Source organism: Comamonas testosteroni, from assembly GCF_030505195.1.
GTDB lineage: Bacteria > Pseudomonadota > Gammaproteobacteria > Burkholderiales > Burkholderiaceae_C > Comamonas > Comamonas testosteroni_G.
In genome coordinates this window covers 4,311,697-4,335,890 of record NZ_CP129672.1, presented here as the reverse complement: position 1 = coordinate 4,335,890, position 24,194 = coordinate 4,311,697, and the positions used below count along the sequence as shown (strand labels likewise).

At 63.1% G+C, this 24,194-nt stretch carries 16 protein-coding genes and 1 riboswitch; of the genes, 8 read left to right on the top strand and 8 right to left on the bottom strand.

Going from position 1 to position 24,194, the window contains the following annotated elements; genetic code table 11:
* Positions 1-3: 3 nt before the first annotated feature.
* Both QYQ99_RS20050 and QYQ99_RS20045 read right to left on the bottom strand, forming a co-directional pair.
* Positions 4-888, bottom strand: a complete 885-nt coding sequence (locus QYQ99_RS20050) for an EamA family transporter (RefSeq protein ID WP_419145849.1) — start codon at positions 886-888, stop codon at positions 4-6.
* A gap of 132 nt (positions 889-1,020) precedes the next feature.
* Positions 1,021-1,575, bottom strand: a complete 555-nt coding sequence (locus QYQ99_RS20045) for a hypothetical protein (RefSeq protein ID WP_302089706.1) — start codon at positions 1,573-1,575, stop codon at positions 1,021-1,023.
* 94 nt (positions 1,576-1,669) lie between these two features.
* Here QYQ99_RS20045 and QYQ99_RS20040 point away from each other — a divergent pair, with 94 nt between their 5' ends.
* A complete protein-coding gene (locus QYQ99_RS20040; RefSeq protein WP_003078963.1) occupies positions 1,670-2,023 on the top strand; it encodes a hypothetical protein in 354 nt (117 codons plus the stop codon).
* 63 nt (positions 2,024-2,086) lie between these two features.
* On the opposite strand, the gene pmbA is transcribed toward QYQ99_RS20040, so the two are convergent.
* On the bottom strand, positions 2,087-3,508 hold the full coding sequence (gene pmbA, locus QYQ99_RS20035; RefSeq protein WP_302089705.1) for a metalloprotease PmbA: 1,422 nt from the start codon (positions 3,506-3,508) through the stop codon (positions 2,087-2,089).
* Positions 3,509-3,573: 65 nt separating this feature from the next.
* Between pmbA and yjgA the strand changes: the two genes are divergently transcribed.
* From yjgA to QYQ99_RS20005, 6 genes are all read left to right on the top strand, one after another.
* Positions 3,574-4,257, top strand: a complete 684-nt coding sequence (gene yjgA / locus QYQ99_RS20030) for a ribosome biogenesis factor YjgA (RefSeq protein ID WP_302089704.1) — start codon at positions 3,574-3,576, stop codon at positions 4,255-4,257.
* A complete protein-coding gene (mog, locus tag QYQ99_RS20025) occupies positions 4,250-4,861 on the top strand; it encodes a molybdopterin adenylyltransferase (protein WP_302089703.1) in 612 nt (203 codons plus the stop codon). The genes yjgA and mog overlap by 8 nt, the downstream gene beginning before the upstream one ends.
* A gap of 364 nt (positions 4,862-5,225) precedes the next feature.
* Positions 5,226-6,434: an ABC transporter substrate-binding protein gene (locus QYQ99_RS20020; RefSeq protein ID WP_302089702.1), complete on the top strand. Its 1,209-nt coding sequence runs from the start codon at positions 5,226-5,228 to the stop codon at positions 6,432-6,434.
* Between the two features lie 264 nt (positions 6,435-6,698).
* On the top strand, positions 6,699-8,525 hold the full coding sequence (locus tag QYQ99_RS20015; RefSeq protein ID WP_302089701.1) for a ShlB/FhaC/HecB family hemolysin secretion/activation protein: 1,827 nt from the start codon (positions 6,699-6,701) through the stop codon (positions 8,523-8,525).
* A gap of 114 nt (positions 8,526-8,639) precedes the next feature.
* Positions 8,640-9,527 carry a two-partner secretion domain-containing protein gene (locus tag QYQ99_RS20010; protein WP_302089700.1) on the top strand — a complete coding sequence of 296 codons (888 nt, stop codon included), beginning with the start codon at positions 8,640-8,642 and terminating at the stop codon, positions 9,525-9,527.
* A 12-nt stretch (positions 9,528-9,539) separates the two neighbouring features.
* Positions 9,540-16,598, top strand: a complete 7,059-nt coding sequence (locus QYQ99_RS20005) for an MBG domain-containing protein (RefSeq protein ID WP_302089699.1) — start codon at positions 9,540-9,542, stop codon at positions 16,596-16,598.
* Between the two features lie 241 nt (positions 16,599-16,839).
* On the opposite strand, the gene thiC is transcribed toward QYQ99_RS20005, so the two are convergent.
* Positions 16,840-18,783: a phosphomethylpyrimidine synthase ThiC gene (gene thiC, locus QYQ99_RS20000; RefSeq protein ID WP_302089698.1), complete on the bottom strand. Its 1,944-nt coding sequence runs from the start codon at positions 18,781-18,783 to the stop codon at positions 16,840-16,842.
* A gap of 258 nt (positions 18,784-19,041) precedes the next feature.
* Positions 19,042-19,159, bottom strand: a riboswitch (TPP riboswitch).
* A gap of 81 nt (positions 19,160-19,240) precedes the next feature.
* The gene (locus QYQ99_RS19995) at positions 19,241-19,900 is read right to left on the bottom strand and encodes a nitroreductase (protein WP_302089697.1); all 660 of its coding nucleotides are present in this window, start codon (positions 19,898-19,900) and stop codon (positions 19,241-19,243) included.
* A 184-nt stretch (positions 19,901-20,084) separates the two neighbouring features.
* On the opposite strand from QYQ99_RS19995, the gene QYQ99_RS19990 reads away from it, so the two are divergent.
* A complete protein-coding gene (locus tag QYQ99_RS19990) occupies positions 20,085-21,305 on the top strand; it encodes an ABC transporter substrate-binding protein (RefSeq protein ID WP_302089696.1) in 1,221 nt (406 codons plus the stop codon).
* 137 nt (positions 21,306-21,442) lie between these two features.
* Here the strand turns inward: QYQ99_RS19990 and QYQ99_RS19985 are convergent, their stop codons facing one another.
* From QYQ99_RS19985 to QYQ99_RS19975, 3 genes are all read right to left on the bottom strand, one after another.
* Positions 21,443-22,102: a nitroreductase gene (locus QYQ99_RS19985; protein WP_302093224.1), complete on the bottom strand. Its 660-nt coding sequence runs from the start codon at positions 22,100-22,102 to the stop codon at positions 21,443-21,445.
* Between the two features lie 167 nt (positions 22,103-22,269).
* Positions 22,270-23,106 (bottom strand): serine O-acetyltransferase, encoded by an 837-nt coding sequence (cysE, locus tag QYQ99_RS19980; RefSeq protein WP_302089695.1) that lies wholly within the window; start codon positions 23,104-23,106, stop codon positions 22,270-22,272.
* A 37-nt stretch (positions 23,107-23,143) separates the two neighbouring features.
* Positions 23,144-23,944: an RNA methyltransferase gene (locus QYQ99_RS19975; RefSeq protein WP_302089694.1), complete on the bottom strand. Its 801-nt coding sequence runs from the start codon at positions 23,942-23,944 to the stop codon at positions 23,144-23,146.
* Between the last annotated feature and the right edge of the window lie 250 nt (positions 23,945-24,194).

Genomic DNA, 24,194 nt, shown 5'->3' with positions numbered 1-24,194 from the left:
ATCTCAGCGCCGCCATTTGCCGCCAAACTGGTTGACCACCATTCCCAGCAAAACGCCCAGCGTCCCCAGCCACTGCAGGCCATTGGGGGCCTCTCCCAGCAGCAGCATGGCCGACAGCAGGCCGATCACCGGCACCAGCAGCGACAAAGGGGCCACGGTGCTGGCCGCATAGCGCTGCAGCAACCGCGTCCACAGACCATAGCCCAGCAAGGTGGACAAAAAGGCCAGATAGGCGATCACTCCAAGCTCGCTCCAGCCTATGGACTGCAACTGCGAAGTCACCGAGTCCACGCCATCCACCCACAGGGACAGCAACAGCAGCGGCAGCATGGGAAAGACGCTGGTCCAGACGATGAAGGACACCGGTTCATACGAGCCTTGCTTGGCCGCCATCCGCGTCAGCAGGTTCGAGCCGGCCCACATGGCTGCGGCACCCACGGTCAGCACAAAACCGATCAGCGTCATATCCGATGTCCCCTCACCATGGGCGGCACCGATCAGCAGCAGCCCGGCAAGAGCAATAAGCAAGCCCATCCATTGCCAGCGCTGCGGCTTCTCGTGCAAGAACGCCGCCGCCAGCAGCATGGTGATGAAGGCCTGGGTCTGAAGCACCACGGATGCCATACCGGCAGGCATGCCCAGCTTCATGCCGGTGAACAGCAGGCCGAATTGCCCAACCCCCTGCACCAGACCATAGGCGGCCAGCAGCCCCCAGGAAAGATTTTTGGGCGCACGCACAAACAGCAGAAATGGCAGCGATGCCGCGGCAAAGCGCAGCGCGCACAGCAGCAGGGGCGAGATCTTGGCCAGCCCCCACTTCATGACCACGAAATTGAGACCCCAGACCACGATGACGATGATGGCGCTGAGCCAGTCCGGACGACTCATGCCGGAGGCGGGCGAGGATGCAGAACTCATGAACTGATATTGGATTTTCTAGAGCAAGCCCTAGTATGACTTGCCATCCGTCATGGCTGGCGGCGAAAGCGGTCAAATCGAGCGCCGGGACGGCAAACGGTATTACTTGAGCTGATACCGGTCCGTTTTGATCGGCAGCATCAGCAAGGCCTTGAATACATACAGGACGATCAAAGTGCCGCTGAAGTCGCCCAGAATCATCACCAGAAGCTGGTCCAGCTGAAAACCATCCCCTATGACGACGGACCAGGCCTGGTGCAGCAAGGCATTGCTCAGTCCGTAAATGACACTGAGCCACAGCAGGCGACGCGGGGTGAGATCACTGAGTGATCGCCCGAGCCCCATCCATTTGCGGGCTGCGCAATAGGTGACATAGGGGGCCAGCGTGGCCATGATGCCGCCCGCAAACGCACGCAAGCCGTCATCCGGGAAGAAGTAAAAGTTGCAGACCAGCCATGACACGACAAAAAGCCCCACCACGCCCGCCTCCGCAAAAAGCAGCGTACAAAGCAAACGCACACCTGCAGGCAGGTAAATCCAGTTGACGCCTCTGACAAATTCCAGTTCGGAGAAAATCCACTGATTCAGAGCCAGCGTCGCCAGGAACAGCAAAGCCGTGATAACCGCCACCGAAAATTGCGTCCAAATGTTCTTCATGCGCTACCGCCGAGCTTGTTCACTGTCTGCGCAGTATTATGAGCGCCGTTTATTCAATCCTCGTTAGCGGCGCGTCGTCTGTTTTTGCCTTCCCATGCCAAAGTCCCTGTCTGCCGATATCTATTTACGCTTTCTGCACCTGGCAGCGACCATTCGCAACCTGCCCATGCTGCCGGCACTGGATCCCCTGGAGGAGCGCCTGCTGGAGCAAATTGCCAATGCCGGCACGCGTCAGGAGCGTCTTTGCGTCAGAGACCTGATGGCCCAACGTGAGCTGGGGTCTCCGGCCACGATTCACACCCGTCTGAAGTCCATGCGCCAAAAAGGCTGGATCCTGCTGGCCGATACCGAGGATGCCAGACGCAAGCAAATCGAGCTCAGTGCCGATGCCCACAAGCATTTCGAGAAACTCTCGCACTGCATTGTTCAGGCCGCCGCCGAGAGCTGATGCAGACACAAAAAAAGCAGCCATCGGCTGCTTTTTTCATGGAGCGTCGGCGCTCTACGGCGATCAGCTGCCCGCCACCTTCATGCGATTGACAAGAATGGAGCCCACGGTCTTGGCACCGTAGTTATAGGCATCGGCTCCGATGGCCTCGATGCCCTTGAACATGTCCTTCATATTGCCGGCAATCGTGATTTCGTCCACGGGGAAGGCGATCTCGCCGTTCTCCACCCAGAAGCCGCTGGCGCCGCGCGAATAGTCGCCGGTCACATAGTTCACGCCCTGGCCCATCAGCTCGACCACGAACAGCCCCGTGCCCAGCTTCTTGAGCATGGCATCCAGATCGTCGCCCGCCTTGGTGCGTCGCGAAGTCATGACCAGATTGTGCGAGCCGCCGGCATTGCCCGTGGTCTTCATGCCCAGCTTGCGCGCCGAGTAGCTGGACAGGAAATAGCCTCCCACGCGGCCGGCATCGACCACCTTGCGCGCCTGCACGCGCACGCCCTCTTCGTCAAAGGGCGAGCTGCCCTTGCCGCCCAGGACGAAGGGGTCTTCCTCGATATCGATGTGCTTGGGGAAGATGGGCTTGCCCAAGGAGTCCAGCAAAAAGGTGCTTTTGCGGTACAGCGCGCTGCCGCTGACGGCCTGCACAAAGCTGCCCAGCAAGCCTGCGGCCAGGGGCGACTCGAACAGCACCGGGCACTCGGTGGTCGGAATCTTGCGGCTGCCCAGACGGCTCAGCGTTCGCTCTGCCGCGTAGCGACCCACGGCCTCTGGCGAGGCCAGATCGGCCGCATTGCGCATGGAGCTGTACCAGTAATCGCGCTGCATCTCGCCATTCTTGCCGGGCAGCTTGGCGATGGGCGCCACCGACATGCTGTGGCGCGAGCTGGCGTAGCCGCCACGAAAACCATTGGTATGGGCCGTGAAGAAATGGCTTTGCTGGGCCGACACGCCCGCGCCTTCGCTGTTGCTCACGCGGCGGTGAGTCTTGAAGGCGGCCTCCTCGCAGCGCAGCGCCATCTCTGCAGCGGCTTCGCTGGTGATATCCCAGGGATGGAACAGATCCAGATCGCGGTGCGTTCCAGGCAGCGCGATATCTGCGCTGTCGGGCAGGCGGGCAAACGGGTCTTCTGCCGTGAAGCGCGCGATGTCATAGGCGGCCTGCACGGTCTGCTTGATGGCGGCTTCGGAGAAGTCCGAGGTGCTGGCATTGCCCCGACGCTGGCCCAGATAGACGGTCACGCCCAGCGACTTGTCGCGGTTGCGCTCCACGGTCTCCAGCTGGCCCTTGCGCACGCTGACCGACAGGCCGCAGCCTTCGGAAGCCTCGGCGCCGGCATCCGTCGCACCCAGCTTCTTGGCATGCTGCAGAGCCTGGTCCACCAGCCCCTCGAAAAAGGCTTGGCTGAAGCTGAAACCGGCTTGCGGTGCGGATTGGGCCTGTGCACTGGAAGTGCTTGTATTGCTGGAGCGAGGTTTTTTCATAGCGGCGGATATGATAGCCGCCACTGCAGCGCGCTCTGCGCTGCCACCGATATTGCCCCCTTACCATGTCACGCAAACTCACCAAAGGCTATTTTGTTCGTGGAAAGTTCGTTGCCGAAGGCAGCGAGCTGGACCTTGAACTCAAGGCCGAACTCAAAGGCACGTACGACTCCACCAAGACCGACCTCAAGCGCGAAAGTGATGCGCTGCAGGATCTGGGCAAGGAGCTGATGACGCTGCGCAGCGACCTCTTCAAGCGCCTGCAGCTGTCCGATCAGCTGATCGACGCGCTGGCCGAGGCCAAGCGCATCACCAACTTCGAAGGCAAGCGCCGCCAGATGCAATATGTCGGCAAGCTCATGCGCAAGCTGACGCCTGAGCAGGTCGCGGCCGTCAAGCAGGCGCTGGACGAGCAGCGCAATGGCTCGGCCAGCGAAAAAATGTCGCTGCAGGTGGCAGAGCAATGGCGCGACCGCCTGGTCGTGGAGGAAGCGGCCCTGTCCATCTGGCTGGAGCATTTCCCCGGCACCGATGTGCAACAGCTGCGCTCGCTGATCCGCCAGTCGCGCAAGGACATCGAGAAAGCCAAGGAACAAGCCGCAGCGGCCGCTGCCGCCGCCAGCCCCGATGCCGAGCCCAAGGAAGTCAGCAAGGGCCGCGCCTACCGCGACCTGTTCCAGCTGGTGCGCGAGCAACTGGCCAGCGCCGGCAAGGCCGGTGCGGCTGCCCAGGACGACGGCGATGAGTGATGCGCCCGCATATCTTCACGATGCCGTGAAGATCGGCATCGTCTCCATCAGCGACCGCGCCAGCAGCGGCGTCTATGAAGACAAGGGCCTGCCCGCGCTGCAGCAATGGCTGAGCCGCGCGCTCAAGAACCCCATCGAGTTCGAGCCACGCCTGATTCCCGACGAGCAGGCCGGCATCAGCGCGGCGCTGATCGAGCTGGTCGATGCGGGCTGCAGCCTGGTGCTGACCACCGGCGGCACCGGCCCCGCGCTGCGCGATGTGACACCCGAGGCCACTTTGGCCGTGGCCCACAAGGAGATGCCGGGCTTTGGCGAGCAGATGCGCCAGATCAGCCTGGCCTTTGTGCCCACGGCCATCCTCTCGCGCCAGGTGGCGGTGATACGCGGCAGCAGCCTGATCATCAATCTGCCGGGCCAGCCCAAGGCGATCGCCGAGACGCTGGAAGGCCTCAAGGACGCGGACGGCAAATCGAGGGTCAACGGCATTTTTGCCGCCGTGCCCTATTGCATCGACCTGATCGGCGGCCCCTATCTCGAAACCCATGACGAGATCTGCAAGGCCTTCCGCCCCAAGACCGCGATTCGCGCGCCCCGCACGGCGTAGCCTGCAGCGCCAGGTGCAATCCCTGCCAGAACATCCACAAAAGCAGCCTGAGGGCTGCTTTTTTCATGGTGCTGGCGTGGTATCTGAGCCGCCGGTATCTCGCTGCAACCGCTATCAGAATAAAAGCGCATTGCGCCTTTCCTTCATGGATTTCAGCAATAAAACTATCTGAAATCGATTAAAGGCAAGCGATAGCAGCTATCAGATTAGCCATACCCCTTGGGATTTCCCGCAAGTGCTTGCCCCGATGCCAGACGCAATCACCGCCCCTAGCATGTTTGCTGCGATGCAGCGACAGCGGCCACCCGCCGACCGGACGCTGCACGCGCTCTCTCCACATTTCTCATAATTTTCAGGAGACTCCATGCATCGTTTGTCCCAGTCTGCACCCACTGCTTCCCTGCTGGCTCTCGCCCTGACGGCGGCCTTTGCGGCCCCCGTCATGGCGCAGGAAAAAGTCAAGATCGGCTTCATCACCGACATGTCCAGCCTTTATGCCGATGTGGAAGGCAAGAACGGTGCCGTTGCCATACAGATGGCGATTGACGACTTTGGCGGCAAGGTACTGGGCAAGCCCATCGAGCTGCTGACGGCCGACCACCAGAACAAGGCCGACATCGCGGCCAGCAAGGCCCGCGAATGGATAGACACCCAGGGCATCAGCCTGGTGTTTGGTGGCACCAACTCCGCCACGGCCCTGGCCATGGCCAAGGTCGCCCAGGAGAAAAAGCGCGTCTTCATCGACAACGGTGCGGGCAGCTCGGCGCTGACCAATGAACAGTGCAGCCCCTATACCGTGCACTATGCGTTCGATACCGTGGCCCTGGCCAAGGGCACGGGCGGCGCGGTGGTGGACACGGGCGGCAAGAGCTGGTTCTTCGTGACGGCCGACTATGCCTTCGGCCACGCCCTGGAAGCCGACACCAGCAAGATCATCGAAGCGCGCGGCGGCAAGGTGCTGGGCTCGGTCAAGACGCCGCTCAACGCCAGCGACTTCTCCAGCTTCATGCTGCAGGCACAGAACAGCAAGGCGCAGATTCTGGGCCTGGCCAATGCCGGCGGAGACACCATCAACTCCATCAAGGCAGCCAAGGAGTTCGGCGTCACCAAGAACATGAAGCTGGCCGGCCTGCTGGTCTTCTTCAGCGACATCCACAGCCTGGGCCTGAAGAACACCGAAGGCATGCAGTTCACCGCCCCCTGGTACTGGGACATGAACGACGGCTCGCGCAAGTTTGCCGACGCCTTCATGGCCAAGACCCAGCGCCGCCCCAGCGAGATCCAGGCTGCCGACTACTCGGCCACCATGAACTACCTCAAGGCCGTGGAAAAAGCCGGCACGCTCGATGCCGACAAGGTCATGGCCACCTTGAAAAGCACCAAGATCGACGACTTCTTCGGCCAGGGCTACATCCGTGAAGACGGCCGCTATGTGCACGATATGTACCTGATGCAGGTCAAGTCGCCGGCCGAATCCAAGGGCACCTGGGACTACTACAAGATCATCAAGAAGCTGCCTGCCGAGCAGATCTGGACCACCAAGGCGGAAAGCAAATGCCAGTACTGGCGTTGAGCCGGATCGCGCTTGTATCAGCGAAAAGGCTTTGCATTTTGCAAAGCCTTTTCTTATGTCGGTGAACCGTCCTGCCAGAAGCAGCCACTCCCCGCCTCCTTCCTGACTGCTTGCCTGTTTACACAGCAGCCCTTTCCTCGGGTTTCCACCCCCTCCTGCTTTTGCATGCTTTGACCTGGAACAACATACCAGGCTTCAATGATTGCCCCGTGCGCGGGCTTGCGCCCACACTTGACTTTTTTTGAAAGTAAGAAGTCACTAGCTGTGCGCATACAAATCCCAGTCGCCTCCCAGGCCCTCACCCTGGCCACCTGCCAGACTGCTGCTCCCAGCTCCTTCACACGCACCAGCTCCGCCGGGCTGCTGGGCCTGCTGTGTCTGGGCTGGCTCTCGCCGGTGCTGGCCCAGCCGGTCTCTATTCCCGATGCGGGCAGCCTGCAGCGTGAAACCGAGCGCAGCCTTCAAGCGCCGGGGGCCGCCCCCCAGTTGCGCCCCAAGCCGGTGCAGGAGCAAGCCGCAGACCCCGATGCCCCTCGCGTCACGGTGCGGCGCTTTGTCATCGAAGGCGCCCAACTGCTGCCAGAGCCCGAGCTGCAGGCCTTGCTAGCCGATTTGCAGGGCCAGTCGCTGAGCATGCAGGAGTTGGAGCAGGCCGTGTCCCGCCTAGAGCGGGCCTACCGCGATGCCGGCTGGTATGCCCGGGTCTGGCCGCCGCCGCAGGATGTCACCCAGGGCGTGGTGCACATCCAGGTGCTGGAGGGCCGCTTTGGCCAAGCCAGCGTGCAGCCTGCAGCATCGTCCGCCGGTGCTCCGCTGCGCGCCGATGCCCAGCGTGTTTTGCGCACCGTCACAGCAGGGCTGCAAACAGGCCAGCCCCTGTCGGCCGTCAAGCTGGAGCGCGGCCTGCTGCTGGCCGACGACCTGCCCGGCATGGCGGTCACGGCCGTGCTGCAAGCCGGACAGGCCACGGGCAGCAGCGACCTGGCCATCGAGGTCGCAGACCAGCCCCTGCTCACCAGCGATATGGCCCTCAGCAACTACGGCCTGCGCACCACGGGAAAGGGCCAGCTCTCGGGCGGGCTGGCCGTCAATAATCTCTCGGGCCGGGGCGACCAGCTCAGCCTGCGCATGCTGGGCTCGGCCCACCTGGGCAGCGTGCAGGCCCGCTACAGCCTGCCCCTGGGCTACGACGGCCTGCGCCTGGCGGTCTGGAGCTCGGCCATGGGTTACAAGCTGGCCGGCAGCTACAGCAGCCTGGACGCCAAGGGCCAGGCCTATAGTGCCGGCATGGGTCTGAGCTATCCGCTGCTGCGTCAGCAGGCCCGCAATCTGCAGCTGCATGTGGGCCTGCAGCACCGCCGCTACGACGACGACATGCTGGACACGGCCGTGCGCCGCCAGCGCAACGAGGTCTTGAACTTAGGGCTCAGCGGCGACCTCAGCGACAGCCTGGGCGGCGGCGGCATCAACTGGGGTAGCGTGCAGCTGCTGCATGGTCGGCTGCGCATGCAGGCCCGCACCGGAGAAGTCACACAAGACGCGGCAGGCCCCAACACCCGGGGTGATTACACCAAGCTGGCCTGGCAGGCCAACCGCCTGCAAAACCTGGCGGGCTGGCTGGGCCAGGGCTGGCAGCTGCAAGCCAGTGCCAGCGGGCAATGGGCCCATCAAAACCTGGGCAGCGCCGAGCGCATGAGCCTGGGCGGACCCGACCAAATCCGCGCCTACCCCGTCAACGAGGCCATGGGTGACCAAGGCCTGCTGCTCAAGCTGCAGCTGCAGCGCGAGCTGGGCAGTGCCCTGGGCGGGGGCTGGCAGGCCCAGCTGTTCTACGACTGGGGCCAGATTCGCCAGCACAAAAAGCCATGGCAGGGCTGGGATGGGGGCAGCGGCATGGCCAACAGCTACCACCTGGCCGGCTGGGGCCTGGGCCTGCGCTGGAGCGGCCAGGGCGACTGGCGTGGCTGGCAGGTGCAAGCCAGCGTGGCCACCCCGGTGGGCAACAACCCTGCTGCCAGCCAGGGGCGCAACAGCGACGGCAGCAGCCAGCGCAGCAGCCGGGGCTGGTTGGTACTCAGCCGCAGCTTCTAAGAGGTAAGGGGCGGCCCAGCCCCCATCGCTTGAACTCACAAAACCATCGCTGTCAGCGCAATAAGGATAGGTGCGCACAGCGTTTTTAAACCCATTTTTTTGCAGGTGCATCGCATGAACCACTACTACCGCCTTGTACGCAGCGCCGACGGCACGCGCTATATGCCCGCCCCCGAAACCGCCAAGAGCCAGGGCAAGGCCAGCAAGGCCGTGGCCTCGGTCAGCGTGCTGCTGGGCCTGGTGGCGGCAGGGGGCAATGCCTGGGCCCAGGCGCCACCGGCCAATGCATTGCCTACCGGCGGCCAGGTCGCGGCTGGCCAGGCCGGCATCGGCCAAAACGGCAAGCAGATGACCATCAACCAGGGCAGCGACCGTGCCGTCATTCACTGGCAGGGCTTTGACATCGGCAGCCAGGCTGCCGTGCGCTTTAACCAGCCCGGCACCAGCTCCGTGGCCCTGAACCGCGTGGTGGCAGGCGATGCCAGCCAGATCCACGGCCAGCTCAGCGCCAATGGCCAGCTCTGGGTGCTCAACCCCAACGGCGTGGTCTTTGGTGCCGGCAGCCGGGTGGATGTGGGCGGCCTGGTGGCCAGCACCATGCACAGCAGCGACGCCGACTTCATGGCCGGCAAGGCCGTGTTCCAACGCAACGGCAGCACAGGTAGCGTCCTCAATCAAGGGGAGATCACCGCCCATGGCGATGGCGGCCAGGGCGGCCTGGTGGCCCTGCTGGCCTCCACCGTGAAAAACGAGGGCATCATCCGCGCCCAGCTGGGCAGCGTGGTGCTGGCCGCGGGCGATCGCATCACGCTCAGCACCGGCGTGGGCGGCAGGCTGCAGGTGGCGCCAGACCCGGCCACCGTGAAGACGCTGATCGAGAACAAGCAACTCATCGTGGCCGATGGCGGCCAGGTGCTGATGACCAGCCGCGCCGCCGATGCGCTGTCGGCCGGCGTGGTCTCCAACAGCGGCACCGTGCAGGCCCGCACCCTGGCCCACTAGGAAGGCCGCATTGTGTTGCTGGCCGATATGCAGCATGGCAGCACCCAAGTGGCAGGCCTGCTGGACGCCAGCGCCCCCGATGGCGGCAATGGTGGCTTTGTGGACACCAGCGCCGCCCAGGTGCAGATCCAGGCCGGCACCCGCGTGACCACCCAGGCCGCCAGTGGCAAGACTGGGCAGTGGCTGATTGACCCCACGGACTTCACCATCAGCGCCGGCGCAGCTACCCAGAAAGACAGCGGCATAGGCGCAGACACCCTGGTTGCCAACCTGGCCAGCACCGATGTCACACTGCAAACCGTGGCCGCCGGCAGCGACAAGGGCAGCATCCATGTGAATGCCGATGTGCGCTACGACGCCAACCAGCTCACGCTCAATGCTCACCACGACATCAACATCAACGCCACCATGGATGTGGGCGGCACGGGCAGCCTGGCGCTGAACTATGGCAACACCCTGGGCAACGCCGCGACTGCTCCGGCAGCAGACAGCCAGCTGAGCATCAATGGCCGCGTGAACTTTGCGCAAGCCGGTGCGGGCCTGCTCAGCATCAACGGCCATGGCTATACCGTGATCAACGATGTGGCCGCCCTGCAAGGCATGGACAGCAATCTGAGCGGCAAATACGCCCTGGGTGCCGACATCGACGCCAGCGCCACAGCCGGCTGGAACTGGGATGGCAGTGTCTACAACGGCTTTGTGCCCATTGGCAGCAACAGCGACAACACCGACGCCACGCGCTTTACCGGCAGCTTCGATGGCCTGGGCCACAGCATCCGCGATTTGACGGTCAACGTGAATCAGCCGCTGGGCAGCTATGGCTACAGCAACGCGGGCCTGTTTGGTGCTACCGGCAGTGCTGCGCGCATTGCCCATGTGGGCCTGGACAATGCCAGCATCAAGGCATCGGGGGGGAGCTCTAACTCAGCGGGCGCGTTGGTGGGCTGGAACAACGGCGCTATCGTCCAAAGCTATGCCACAGGCAACGCCACGGCAGAGGGGGCGGAGAAAAACTCCGCGGGCGCGCTGGTGGGGGAAAACTACGGCAGCATCAGCCAAAGCTATGCCACGGGCAGCGCCACGGCAGAGGGGGGGGGGATGAGCTACAGCAACTCCGCGGGCGCGCTGGTGGGGGAGAACATCCGCGGCAACATCAGCCAAAGCTATGCCACGGGCAGCGCCACGGCAGTGGGGGCGGGAGGCTACAGCAAAAACTCCGCGGGCGCGCTGGTGGGGGAGAATCTCGACGGCAACATCAGCCAAAGCTATGCCACGGGCAGCGCCACGGCAGAGGGAGGGGGAAGCAACTCCGCGGGCGCGCTGGTGGAGGCGAACGTCTACGGCAACATCAGCCAAAGCTATGCCACGGGCAGCGCCACGGCATCGGGAGGGAGCTACGACAACTACGCGGGTGTGCTGGTGGGGATGAACAACGGCAGCATCAGCCAAAGCTACTGGAACAAAGACCTGGCCACCAGTGCGGTGGGCGACGGCAGCGCCGATGACGCTATGGGGTTGACCACGGAGCAAATGTTCGATGCCAGCCACTTTGCGGGTTTTGCATGGGGCACGGTCTGGGGCAATGCAGGCAACCAAAGCACGCCTTATCTGCTGGGGATGGCAGGCAATCAGGTATTTATCAAGACCGATGTGCCCAGCAGCGTCAGCCATGCCAGCCGCCCGCAGCTGTACACCGCCATTCAGGATGTGCAGCAATTGCAGGCCATGCAAAACGATCTGGCAGGCCGCTATGCACTGGTCAACCATATCGATGCCAGCGCCACCGCCGGCTGGAACCTGAATGCCGGCATCTACAACGGCTTTGCGCCCATTGGCAGCAACAGCGACAACACCGACGCCACGCGCTTTACCGGCAGCTTCGATGGCCTGGACCACAGCATCCGCGATCTGACGGTCAATGTGACTCAGCCGCAGTACCCCGGCAACTCTGGCTACGACAGCACCAGCTACGCGGGCCTGTTTGGCACTACCGGCAGCGCTGCGCGCATTGCCCATGTGGGCCTGGACAATGCCAGCATCAAGGCATCGGGGGGGCGGGGGAACTACGCGGGCGCGCTGGTGGGGGAAAACAACGGCGCTATCGTCCAAAGCTATGCCACGGGCAACGCCACGGCATCGGGGTGGGGCTCGAACTCCGCGGGCGCGCTGGTGGGTGAAAACAACGGCAACATCAGCCAAAGTTATGCCACGGGCAGCGCCACGGCATCGGGGGGGAGCTACCACTACGCGGGCGCGCTGGTGGGTGAAAACAACGGCAGCATCCGCCAAAGCTATGCCACGGGCAGTGCCACGGCATCGGGGGGGTACTGGGGGAACTACGCGGGCGCGCTGGTGGGGATGAACCGCTACGGCAGCAGCATCAGCCAAAGCTATGCCACGGGCAGCGCCACGGCATCAGGCGGAAGCGACAACTCCGCAGGCGCGCTGGTGGGGAGAAACTACTACGGCAGCATCAGCCAAAGCTACTGGAACAAAGACCTGGCCACCAGTGCGGTGGGCGACGGCAGCGCCGATGACGCTATGGGGTTGACCACGGAGCAAATGTTCGATGCCAGCCACCTTGCGGGTTTTGCATGGGGCACGGTCTGGGGCAATGCAGGCAACCAAAGCACGCCTTATCTGCTGGGGATGGCAGGCAATCAGGTATTTATCAAGACCGATGTGCCCAGCAGCGTCAGCCATGCCAGCCGCCCGCAGCTGTACACCGCCATTCAGGATGTGCAGCAATTGCAGGCCATGCAAAACGATCTGGCAGGCCGCTATGCACTGGTCAACCATATCGATGCCAGCGCCACCGCCGGCTGGAACCTGAATGCCGGCATCTACAACGGCTTTGCGCCCATTGGCAGCAACAGCGACAACACCGACGCCACACGCTTTACCGGCAGCTTCGATGGCCTGGGCCACAGCATCCGCGATCTGACGGTCAATGTGACCCAGCCACAGGACTCCATCGATGGCACCAGCTACGCGGGCCTGTTTGGGTATACCGGCAGCGCTGCACGCATTGCCCATGTGGGCCTGGAAAATGCCAGCATCAAGGCATCGGGGGGGAACACCAACTCCGTGGGCGCGTTGGTGGGGTGGAACAACGGCGCTATCGTCCAAAGCCATGCCACGGGCAACGCCACGGCAGAAGGGCAAAGCGACAGCACCAACTTCGCGGGCGCGCTGGTGGGGGCGAACATGGACGGCAGCATCAGCCAAAGCTATGCCACGGGCAGCGCCACGGCAGAGGGGGGCTTAGGCAACTCCGCGGGTGCGCTGGTGGGGTGGAACCAAGGCGCTATCCTCCAAAGCTATGCCACGGGCAACGCCACGGCAGAGGGCTACGACAACTACGCGGGCGCGCTGGTGGGGTACAACACCGGCAGCGGCAGCATCAGCCAAAGCTATGCCACGGGCAGCGCCACAGCCAAAGATGGCAACTCCAACTACGCGGGCGCGCTGGCGGGGGAGAACTACGGCAGCATCAGCCAAAGCTATGCCACAGGCAGCGCCACGGCATCGGGGGGGCTCTACGGCAACTCCGCGGGCGCGCTGGTGGGGGAAAACTACGGCAGCATCAACCAAAGCTATGCCACGGGCAGCGCTACGGCCAAAGATGGCGACTCCAACTTCGCGGGCGCGCTGGCGGGGGAGAACTACGGCAGCATCAGCCAAAGCTATGCCACAGGCAGCGCCACGGCATCGGGGGGGATCTACGACAACTCCGCGGGTGCGCTGGTGGGGGAAAACTACGGCAGCATCAGCCAAAGCTACTGGAGCGCGGACCGCAATCCCGGGCAGCCAGGGGTGGGAAATAACAGCGGTTTAGATGCCGAATCCCAGGGGCTCACGGATGCCGAGTTCCAAAAAGCCAGCAGCTTTGCGGCCTGGGGCAGCGATATTGATGACCAGGGCGGCACGGGCGCAGCCTGGCGCATTTACGAAGGTCACAGCACGCCGTTGCTGCGCACGTTTTTAAAGCAGGTCACGGTGGACGTGGGAGCATTAGCGAGCAAGACCTACGATGGCACCACAGGCAGCGGCGCAATCGGCGGCTCGGATTACAGCATTGCACCAGGTGTTGTTCTAGGCGGTGCAGGCAGCGACCTCAGCTACCAAAGCAACAACAAGAACGCCGGCAACTACAGCACCAAAGATGGCGGACTCTTGGTAAGTGGGCTGTATTCAAACCAACAAGGCTACGACATCAGCTACCAAGGCAGCTTAGAAATCACCCAAGCCCCACTGACCGTGACGGCCGATGAGGCCAGCAAGGTCTATGGCGATGCCGATGACCTGAAGTACACCAGCAGCGGCCTGATCCACGGCGACAGCCTGGGCGGAAGCCTGGGCCGTGCCGCTGGCGAAAACGTGGGCAGCTATGCCATTAACCAGGGCAGCCTGGCCCACAGCAACTACAGCATCAGCTTCACGGGTAACCAGCTGCAGATCACACCCAGGGCCCTGAGCGTCACCGCCGATGCGGCCAGCAAGGTCTATGGCGATGTCGATGACCTGAAGTACACCAGCAGCGGCCTGATCCACGGCGACAGCCTGGGCGGAAGCCTGGGCCGTGCCGCGGGCGAAAACGTGGGCAGCTATGCCATTAACCAGGGCAGCCTGGCCCACAGCAACTACAGCATCACGTTCACGGGCAACCAGCTGCAGATCACACCCAAGGCCCTGAGCGTCACCGCCGATGCGGCCAGCAAGGTCTATGGCGATGTCGATGACCTGAAGTACACCAGCAGCGGCCTGATCCACGGCGACAGCCTGGGCGGAAGCCTGGGCCGTGCCGCTGGCGAAAACGTGGGCAGCTATGCCATTAACCAGGGCAGCCTGGCCAACAGCAACTACAGCATCACGTTCACGGGCAACCAGCTGCAGATCACACCCAAGGCCCTGAGCGTCACCGCCGATGCGGCCAGCAAGGTCTATGGCGATGTCGATGACCTGAAGTACACCAGCAGCGGCCTGATCCACGGCGACAGCCTGGGCGGAAGCCTGGGCCGTGCCGCTGGCGAAAACGTGGGCAGCTATGCCATTAACCAGGGCAGCCTGGCCAACAGCAACTACAGCATCAGCTTCACGGGCAACCAGCTGCAGATCACACCCAAGGCCCTGAGCGTCACCGCCGATGCGGCCAGCAAGGTCTATGGCGATGCCGATGACCTGAAGTACACCAGCAGCGGCCTGATCCACGGCGACCGCCTGGGCGGAAGCCTGGGCCGTGCCGCTGGCGAAAACGTGGGCAGCTATGCCATTAACCAGGGCAGCCTGGCCAACAGCAACTACAGCATCACGTTCACGGGTAACCAGCTGCAGATCACGCCCAAGGCCCTGAGCGTCACCGCCGATGCGGCCAGCAAGGTCTATGGCGATGTCGATGACCTGAAGTACACCAGCAGCGGCCTGATCCACGGCGACCGCCTGGGCGGCAGCCTGGGCCGTGCTACTGGTGAAAACGTGGGCAGCTATGCCATTAACCAGGGCAGCCTGGCCCACAGCAACTACAGCATCACGTTCACGGGCAACCAGCTGCAGATCACGCCCAAGGCCCTGAGCGTCACGGCCGATGCGGCCAGCAAGGTCTATGGCGATGTCGATGACCTGAAGTACACCAGCAGCGGCCTGATCCACGGCGACCGCCTGGGCGGAAGCCTGGGCCGTGCTACTGGCGAAAACGTGGGCAGCTATGCCATTAACCAGGGCAGCCTGGCCCACAGCAACTACAGCATCAGCTTCACGGGTAACCAGCTGCAGATCACACCCAGGGCCCTGAGCGTCACCGCCGATGCGGCCAGCAAGGTCTATGGCGATGTCGATGACCTGAAGTACACCAGCAGCGGCCTGATCCACGGCGACAGCCTGGGCGGAAGCCTGGGCCGTGCCGCTGGTGAAAACGTGGGCAGCTATGCCATTAACCAGGGCAGCCTGGCCAACAGCAACTACAGCATCACGTTCACGGGCAACCAGCTTCAGATCACACCCAAGGCCCTGAGCGTCACCGCCGATGCGGCCAGCAAGGTCTATGGCGATGTCGATGACCTGAAGTACACCAGCAGCGGCCTGATCCACGGCGACAGCCTGGGCGGAAGCCTGGGCCGTGCCGCTGGCGAAAACGTGGGCAGCTATGCCATTAACCAGGGCAGCCTGGCCAACAGCAACTACAGCATCAGCTTCACGGGCAACCAGCTGCAGATCACACCCAAGGCCCTGAGCGTCACCGCCGATGCGGCCAGCAAGGTCTATGGCGATGTCGATGACCTGAAGTACACCAGCAGCGGCCTGATCCACGGCGACAGCCTGGGCGGAAGCCTGGGCCGTGCCGCTGGCGAAAACGTGGGCAGCTATGCCATTAACCAGGGCAGCCTGGCCAACAGCAACTACAGCATCAGCTTCACGGGCAACCAGCTGCAGATCACACCCAAGGCCCTGAGCGTCACCGCCGATGCGGCCAGCAAGGTCTATGGCGATGTCGATGACCTGAAGTACACCAGCAGCGGCCTGATCCACGGCGACAGCCTGGGCGGCAGCCTGGGCCGTGCCGCTGGCGAAAACGTGGGCAGCTATGCCATTAACCAGGGCAGCCTGGCCAACAGCAACTACAGCATCACGTTCACGGGCAACCAGCTTCAGATCACACCCAAGGCACTGACGATTACCGCCGGCAATGCACAGAAAACGGCAGGTCAGAGCCTGGTGTTTCAGGGCCATGAGTTCACGACCCAAGGCTTGGTGGGTGCAGAGCAGATTCAGAGCGTGCAGTTGGACAGCGCAGGGGCCACGGCCAGCGCTGCTGCCGGCAGCTACGCCATCGTGGCCAGCCATCTGCGCGCAGGCGCGGGCTTTGATGCACGCAACTACGACATTCGCTATGTGGATGGGCAGCTGCAAGTGCAGGCGCAGGCACAGGCACAGCGCACCACCCTGGGCGTGGGTGATCTCTGGCGCCTCTACAGCCCGCACCTGATGCAGCAGCCAGGCCCACAAGTCCCTCCGACACAAAAGAAACCGCTGCTGACCATAGAGCCGGAGCACATTCAGATGGCGGCCATATAAGGTCTGACTGCCCCGCCAGAGCCGCCCTGTAGCCCCGATTCACCCCGGTGCTGTATGGCGGCTGTGCGTCAGGAAGCAGCCATTGGGGGACTTATTCCCGAACTTCTGCTTGGGGTCAGCAGCCCTCCGACATTCAACTTCACTGTTTCCAAAATATGAAAGCGCAGGCTTTGCCTGCGCTTTCATATTAATAGCTGTCAGCGCTTGATGGTCAAGCGCCGCAGCCCTGTTTTATCCGTGATCAACGTGCCGTGGTGTCGGTCGATGCATTGACGATGGGAATGTAGAAATCGCCGCCCGCCTGGTTGAACTCCGCCGCCTTGGCCTGCATGCCCACGGCAATGCTGTTTTCGGCGCTCACGCCTTGCTGCTTGGCAAAGTCGCGCACTTCCTGGGTGATCTTCATGGAGCAGAACTTGGGTCCGCACATGGAGCAGAAATGGGCCACCTTGGCGCTGTCCTTGGGCAGGGTTTCGTCGTGGTAGGCCTGGGCCGTGTCGGGGTCCAGGCCCAGGTTGAACTGGTCCTGCCAGCGGAAGTCGAAACGCGCCTGGGAAAGCGCATCGTCGCGCGAGCGCGCGCCCGGGTGGCCCTTGGCGACGTCGGCGGCATGGGCCGCAATCTTGTAGGCGATGATGCCCTGCTTGACGTCGTCGCGGTCGGGCAGGCCCAGATGCTCCTTGGGCGTGACATAGCACAGCATGGCGGTGCCGAACCAGCCGATCATGGCCGCGCCGATGGCCGAAGCGATATGGTCGTAGCCGGGGGCGATGTCGATGGTCAGCGGGCCCAGGGTATAGAACGGAGCCTCGTGGCAGTGCTTGAGCTGCTCGGTCATGTTGGCCTGGATCATGTGCATGGGCACATGGCCCGGGCCTTCGATCATGGTCTGCACATCGTGCTTCCAGGCGATCTGCGTCAGCTCGCCCAGCGTGGCCAGTTCGGCAAACTGGGCTTCGTCATTGGCATCCGATGCGCAGCCGGGACGCAGGCCGTCGCCCAGCGAGAAGCTCACGTCATACTGCTTCATGATGTCGCAGATGTCCTCGAAGTGCTCGTAGAGGAAGCTCTCGCGGTGGTGAGCCATGCACCACTTGGCCATGATGGAGCCGCCGCGCGAGACGATGCCGGTGCGGCGCTGCGCCGTGAGGTGGATATAGGCCAGGCGCACGCCGGCGTGGATGGTGAAGTAGTCCACGCCCTGCTCGGCCTGCTCGACCAGCGTGTCGCGGAAGATCTCCCAGGTCAGGTCCTCGGCAATGCCGCCGACCTTCTCCAGCGCCTGATAGATGGGAACGGTGCCGATGGGCACAGGCGAGTTGCGCACGATCCAGTCGCGCGTGGTGTGGATGTTCTTGCCGGTGGACAGATCCATGACATTGTCCGCGCCCCAGCGAATGGCCCAGACCAGCTTTTCCACCTCTTCCTCGATGCTGGAAGTCACGGCCGAGTTGCCGATGTTGGCGTTGATCTTGACCTTGAAATTGCGCCCGATGGCCATGGGCTCGATTTCAGGGTGGTTGATATTGGCCGGAATGATGGCACGGCCGCGCGCCACCTCATCGCGCACGAATTCGGGCGTGATGATCTTCGGGATCGCTGCGCCCAGGCCGTTGCCGGCCAGGCGCAGCTCGCGCGCCGCGTCCTGTTGGTACTGCGCCATCCATTCACGGCGACCGTTTTCGCGCAGAGCCACATACTCCATCTCGGGCGTGATGATGCCGCGCTTGGCATAGTGCATCTGGGTCACGTTCTGGCCTGATTTGGCTCGGCGCGGCTGGCGTTGCAGCGCGGCCGCCTCGGCGCGCAGCTGGGCCACGCGCGCATCCTCCTCGCCGCGCTTGCCACCGTCGTCCAGCGCCACACGCAGGCGACCCACATAGAACTCGCTGTCGCCGCGCTCTTCGATCCAGCCTGCGCGCAGACTGGGCAGGCCCTGGCGCACGTCGATCTGCACGGCGGGGTCGGTGTAGGGACCGGAGGTGTCGTAGACGCTGACCTGCTCTCCATTGGTGAGCGCAATATCGCGCACCGGCACCCGCAGCTGAGGGTGCAGCGCGCCGCTCAGATAGCTCTTGGTCGATGCGGGAAACGGCTGGCGCGACTGGGCCAGCAGCTCGGCAAAACGGGCGGCGTCGGGGGCATGACCTGCAGCAGGCGTAAAAATGGAATCAGGGGCGTTCATCGCAGTCTCCTCAAAGCGGTTGAAATGCATCAAACGCTCCGTGGAGTGCGGCCCTGCTCTGATCTTGCCCCGCACTGGCCCGGTCCCGAATGGGTGTCCGGCCTATGCCGCTGAGTTCTGCAACTTCAGCCTTGACCTGCACGCACCGGGCTGCCCAGAAAAGACAAAACCCCAGTGCGCGAGGCGCCTGGGGTTTGCTGTGCCTGTGGCTTTCAGGGTTGGCACTGATGCCCGTTGTCCTGTCAATCCACCGGCCCTGCGTCAGGGTCCCGCTCTTCTTCCGCCGGTATGAACCGGATCAAGTTCGTCGGGTTCGCCTGCACTGTTTTCACAGTGACTGGCATCTCAGCGCTTTCGCACACCCCGGAGCTGCACGCAGTATAGGCTGGTTTTGCCACCATTTGCGCACCATTGAAGCTGTTTAACTATCCTGACCCTCAAGCGCCTAATCCGCCCTTCAATCCAGGCCCTGCAGCACCAGCCATTCATGGCTGTCGGCACGGCTTGCGCGCCACTGGTTGATGGGCGCGCTGGCATCTTCGTAGCCCAGGGCAATGCCAAAGGCAATCTGGTAGCCCTGCGGCAACGCCAGCTGCTCGATCAGCATGTCGTTGTACATGCGCCAAAAGCCCTGAGCACAGGTGGCCAGACCTTTTTCCACGGCCAGCAGCATGAAGGACTGCAGATAGATGCCCAGATCCACCCATTGCGCATAACCCATGCGCTCTTCCACCGCCACAAAAATGCCCACGGGCGCACCGAACATCTGGCCGTTCTTGGCCAGCTGGGCCAGTCGTGCGGCCTTGTCCTCGCGGCCGATATTGAGTGAGCGATACAGATCCTCGCCGTTTTCAAAACGGCGGCTGCGATAGGGCTCCCACAGTCCGGGCGGATAGGACAGGCCGGGGCGCGACACGGCCTCGCTCTGTTCGGCCTTGGCACACAAGTCCTTGAGCGCCTGGCCACCCACGGCGCTCACACGCCAGGGCTGCATATTGCCGCCGGACGCGGCCAGCGCAGCGGTCTCCAGCAAGTCCCGCACGGTGGCTGCGGCCACGGTCTGGGGCAGAAAAGCGCGTACCGAGCGGCGCTGCTGCAACGCTTGACGAATATCCATCTCTTGTTCTTTCCAAATTTGCTGCACTGCAGTGTAGAAGCTTGCGGCATTTTCCCGAGTCGCGCCGGATACCTTGCGCGAGCCGCCCCGGTGCTTGCCCTGATGGCGCGGCCTGCGCCAGCTGCGACCATGCTGGCTGCCCGTCGCCGTGACCGGGTACCCACCATCTCAGGAGATGACTCTGATGAAGCCTCGCTCTGTTTGCACCGCTACCGCTTTCTCCCCCAGAACATTGACGCTGGCATTGGGCTGCCTGCTGGCCGCTGCAGGCGCTCAGGCGCAGGACAAGATTCGCATCGGCTTCATCACCGATATGTCGGGCCTGTACTCCGATGTGGACGGCAAGGGGGGCGCTCTGGCCGTGCAGATGGCCGTGGACGACTTTGGCGGCAAGCTGCTGGGCAAGCCCGTCGAGGTGCTGACGGCCGACCACCAGAACAAGGCCGATATCGCAGCCAGCAAGGCGCGCGAGTGGTTCGACACCCAGGGCATGAACATGCTGATCGGCGGCACCACTTCCAGCGCCGGCCTGGCCATGGGCAAGGTGGCCGACGAGAAGAAAAAGGTCTACATCATCAACGGCGCGGGCACCTCGGCACTGACCAACGAGCAGTGCAGTCCCTATTTTGTGCACTATGCCTATGACACCGTGGCACTGGCCAAGGGCACGGGCAAGGCCGTGGTGGAGCTGGGCGGCAAGAACTGGTTCTTTCTGACGGCCGACTATGCCTTTGGTCAGGCCCTGGAGGCCGACACCACCCGCGTCATCAATGCCTCCGGCGGCAAGGTGCTGGGCAATGTCAAGCACCCACTGAACACGGCTGACTTCTCCTCCTTTTTGCTGCAGGCCCAGAACTCCAAGGCCCAGATCCTGGGTCTGGCCAACGCCGGCGGCGACACCATCAATGCCATCAAGTCGGCTCGTGAGTTCGGCCTGACCAAGACCATGAAGCTGGCCGGCCTGCTGCTGTTCAGCTCCGACATCCACAGCCTGGGCCTCAAGGCCACGGAAGGCCTGATGTTCACCGACAGCTGGCATTGGGACCTGAATCCCGAAAGCCGCAAGTTCTCGGATCGTTTCTTTGCCAAGTTCAAGAAGATGCCTACCTCGCTGCAGGCCGCCAACTACTCGGCCGCCATGCAGTATCTGAAGCTGGCAGAGAAGCTGGGCACGACGGATGCCGAAAAGATCATGGCCGGCTTCAAGGCCACGCCGCTGTCGGACTTCTATGCCAAGGGCGTGGTTCGCCCCGATGGCCGCTATGCCCACGACATGTATCTGCTGCAGGTCAAGGCGCCGGCCGAATCGAAGAAGGCCTGGGATTACTTCAAGGTGCTCAAGACCCTGCCCGGCGACCAGGTCTTCACCACCAAGGAAGAGAGCAAATGCGCTCTGTGGAAATAGGCAGCCGCCGTTGAAGAAGTAGCCGGGCTGCCTGCATGGCGCCCGGCCTCATGCCTTGCGCTTCGTCGTCGGCCCCGCCTTCTTGCCATGCAAGAAGAAGCGTCAAGCGACTGCCCACACCGGCATCAAGGCAGGGCTCATTCGAACCCGCGCATCTCGCACCAGTCTCCCAGCTCGGCCCGGCTGGAGCGCCACTGGTTGACGGGTGCCGCGCTGTCCTCATAGCCCAGTGCCATGCCAAAGGCGATCTGGTAGCCCTGCGGCAGCGCCAGATGCCGGCTCACAAAATCGCTGTAACTGCGCCAGAAGCCCTGGGCGCAGGTGGCCAGCCCCTTTCCGGTCGCCAGCAGCATCAGCGATTGCAGATAGATTCCCAGATCCACCCACTGCGCATGCAGCATGCGGCTGTCGACGGCGATGAATACGCCCACCGGCGCGCCGAACATATGGGTATTGCGGGCTAGCTGCTGCTGCCGCCCACTCCGGTCCTCACGCCCTATGCCCAGGGAGCGGTAGAGATCCTCGCCATTGTCAAAGCGGCGGCTGCGATAGGGCTCCCAGAGCTGCGCCGGATAGACCAGGGCCGCATCGGAGTCGGGTGTCGCCTCAGGCATGGCCTGGCGCAAGGCTTGAAGGCTGTCCCCCGTCAGCGCTATCACTCGCCAGGGCTGGAGGTTGCCGCCGGAAGCCGCCTGCCCGGCCTGCGCCAGCAAATCCCTGACCAGCACCGCATCCACCGTCCTTGGCAAAAAAGCGCGCACCGAATGGCGCTGCTGCATGGCCTGTTCCACATTCATCATTGCTTGCCTCGGGTTTGAGTTGGCAGGCAGTCTCGGCCGGACGGGCAGGGCTTTCGCCCCTCAAATCGACTACGGGCAATCACCATGAAAAAAGCCAGCGACAGGCGCTGGCTTTCACGATCAAGACAGAAGCATCAATCGCTTTACAGGAAAGCGCTTGAGGCCTATTTCCCTAGAATCTGATCGATCTTGTCCTTCTGGAAGGCCTCGGGGCGCTCGGACTCGCAGGGCATGCAGTCCTTGACATGGCCCTGAATCGAGAGCTTCTCGATGGCGGCCCACAGCTGCGCGATCTGCTTTTCGTGACCGGCAGCGCCTTCGGACAGCGAACGCATGGCCTGGGCCACGGGGTCGACTTCGGCCGTCACGCCATAGGCGGTGAAGCCGCTCTTGCCGCAATCCTCATCGACCACGACAGCCGCTTGCGCCTTGGCCTCGACCTTGGGAGCCAGCTCATGCTCGGTCACATCGGCGCTCTGCCCGGTCTTGCTGGGAATGATGCGCGCCGGAATGCCGACGGCCGTGGCACCTGCTGGCACGGGCTTGATGACCACGGCATTGCTGCCGATCTTGGCGCCATCGCCCACCTCAAAGCCGCCCAGCACCTTGGCGCCGGCACTGACCACCACGTTCTTGCCCAGGGTCGGATGGCGCTTGGCGCCCTTGTACAGCGAGGTTCCGCCCAGGGTCACACCGTGATAGATGGTGCAGCCATCGCCCACCACGGCGGTTTCGCCGATCACGACACCCATGCCGTGATCGATGAAGACCTCGCGACCGATGACGGCGCCGGGGTGGATTTCAATGCCGGTGAACCAGCGTCCCATGTGCGAGATGAAGCGGCCCAGCCATTTGAAGCCATGCGTCCAGCACCAGTGCGCAGGGCGCTGCAGCCAGATGGCGTGCAGCCCCGGATAACAGGTGATGACCTCCCAGGTGCTGCGGGCCGCAGGGTCGCGGTCAAGAATGCACTGGATGTCGGAGCGCAGGCGATCAAGCATCAAATAACAACGTGAGGAAGTGTTTAGCTTGTGAAGTCTAGCGGGTTGGTGGCTGGCTCTGCAGCATGGCTTTGGCAACACCGCGAAGAATATGGATTTCTTCCTGGGTCAGCTGCGCACGGTTGAAAAGCTGGTTAAGCCTGGGCATGAGCTTCTTGGGCGCTGCCGGGTCCAGAAAGCCGATATGGGCCAGGGCCTGCTCCCAGTGGCCCAGCATGCCCTGCACCTGGGCCATGTCGGCGCGATGCGCCTCGGGCGTGTGCTCGACCACGGGAAAACCACCCAGCGCCACGCGCCAGTCATAGGCAACGACCTGAATGGCCGAACCCAGATTGAGCGAGCCGAACTGCGGATTGGACGGAATCGACAGCGCCACATCGCAGCGGTAGACATCGTCGTTGCTCATGCCAAAGCGTTCGCAACCGAACAGAAAGGCCACGCCCTTCTGGTTGCAGACAGCGTCTGGCGTGGGCTGGTTGTCGGTCAGACCGGTGTCCTCCGAGGGTACAGAGCGTGCATCAAGCTCTCCTTTCAGGAGCAACTCGAAATGCTCGCGCGGAGTGCGTGTGGGCGGGCCGAAGTCGCGTGGCGTCATCGCCGTCGCGCACATGTGGCTGATGCCGTCCAGGGCTTGCTCCAGGGTGTCGACCACGCGAGCCTTGTCCAGCACATCCAATGCTCCGCTGGCACGCTGAATGGTCTCTTCCTTGCGCAGCACGTTGCTGTAGCGCGGGCGCACCAGCACCAGGTCGTCGAAGCCCATGGTCTTGAGCGCTCGGGCGGCCGCGCCCACATTGCCGGCATGGCTGGTTTCAATCAGTACGAATCGGGTTTTCATCAACGCAGAACAATGCAAAAGGCCCCACTTGTGGCCTTGATAAGACGGCAGACTACGCCACCTGCTCTCTCTCGCATCCGCAAGAGCTGCCAAGAAGACCCTTGGGTCGCCGGGACGAACAAGCAAAAAAAGCGCAGCCTGGGTAGAATTGCGCCCATTGTCGCCGCCCCGCATCGCCGGTCGCGGCTTTTACGTTCTTACCCGCGTAGTTCAGCCCAGTTTTGCTCCGGGCTGCATCGCCAACGCACTC